This is a genomic window from Pseudovibrio sp. W64, from assembly GCF_001623145.1.
GTDB lineage: Bacteria > Pseudomonadota > Alphaproteobacteria > Rhizobiales > Stappiaceae > Pseudovibrio.
Window position 1 is genome coordinate 1 of the sequence record NZ_LMCI01000036.1, and the last position, 349, is coordinate 349.

The 349-nt window shown below is 52.4% G+C and carries 1 protein-coding gene; it reads left to right on the forward strand.

Annotated features, from left to right (window positions below):
• A partial coding sequence (gene tssD / locus PsW64_RS16360; protein WP_153042384.1) for a type VI secretion system tube protein TssD occupies positions 1 to 328 on the forward strand: 328 nt, incomplete at its 5' end.
• Positions 329 to 349: the final 21 nt, after the last annotated feature.

The window sequence follows — 349 nt, forward strand, 5'->3', positions numbered from 1 at the left end:
CGTGCACACTCCGTTCAAGTTCACCTGCTCCATGAACAAGTCCATCCCGCTGCTGTATAATGCGCTGGTCTCTGGTGAGATGCTGCCGAAGTGTGAAGTCAAATGGTACCGCACCAATTCTTCCGGCAAGCAGGAGCATTTCTTCACCACTTCCTTTGAAGATGCGCTGATCACCAATATCGAGTGTGGCCTGCCACATTGTCAGGATCCAAAGAATGCTGACTTCACGCAGCTGATCACCATTGAACTGTCATACCGCAAGATCATGTGGGAGCACACAGTCTCCGGCACGTCCGGTGCTGATGACTGGCGCGCGCCTGCAGCTTAAGTCTCTATCCTCATTGAGGAT